The 986-nt window shown below is 67.7% G+C and carries 1 protein-coding gene; it reads right to left on the minus strand.

The features are described from left to right. The coding region (locus tag H7I57_RS05255) for an FtsK/SpoIIIE domain-containing protein (RefSeq protein WP_264022297.1) at positions 1-946 on the minus strand (946 nt) is incomplete at its 3' end. Positions 947-986: the final 40 nt, after the last annotated feature.

Genomic DNA, 986 nt, shown 5'->3' on the forward strand with positions numbered 1-986 from the left:
CATACATGCGGCCGACAAGGTGGCGCTCATCGCCGAGGTTGCTGACACTGGCCACCACATGCGGGAACTGTTCGAGCACGCCGGCTGCTGATTTCAGCTTGAAATCGAAGAACACCACATTGGCGACCTCCGGCGAATGGGTCAACGCCATCGAGGCGACCTCGGTGATGATGCCCTCGGACTTGCCCGCGCCGGTCGTGCCGATGAACAGCGAATGCATGCCCATGCCCTGCTGGCTGCCCTCTTTGAGATCCAGGTCGACGACCTGGCCGCTCTCATCAAGACCGACCGGGAAGCGCATCCACTCCGGGCCCTGGCTGCGGCGCGGGGACCACAGGCGGTCCACGTCGAGGTTGCGGGGGTCGCGCACCCCCACCGCGTCGAGCAGCGTGCGCTGCTGGTGGCCGGAATCGGTGACCGTGGTGACCCCGCCGGAGGCGCGGAAGCGGGCCATCGCCCGAGCGAACCGCTCCGCCGCGGTGATCGACAGCTGGTCGGCCTTGGCGTAGAAGGCGTCGTCGAGCTCGTCGGAGGACGGGTGCTGCACACCGCTAAACGGTGTGAGGTCCTCGGCGGGCAGTCGCTTGCGCAGCGCACCGCCCACGAGGCGGTACGTGGTCTCCGGGGAAAACCCGATCCAACTCTTCGTCCCGAACGCATCATGCGGCGAGGGCGGCGGCACCGACGGCGCCAGGCGCACAAAGCAGGTGCCGGCATACCCGGCGCTGCCAGTCAGGCCGGCCCAGTCCTCGGGGGTTCCGCAGTTGTCGTCGATGATCACCCGGAACGGCAGAACGGTGTTCCCCGCGCCGTGCAATCCGCTGGCCGGGGGTGTCCACTCGCTACGCGGAAGCTCCGCCTCGTCGAAAAACTCCTCCAGCTGAGCCGGGGAGGAAAACAGCAGCCGGCGCTCACCGCAGCCGTCGCGCTTGCTCTGATGCTGCATATGTGGCAGCCACTTCGTCCAGTCCCACACCGACGGGGCG

This window comes from Mycolicibacterium pyrenivorans (assembly GCF_025821625.1).
Classification (GTDB): Bacteria; Actinomycetota; Actinomycetes; order Mycobacteriales; family Mycobacteriaceae; genus Mycobacterium; species Mycobacterium pyrenivorans.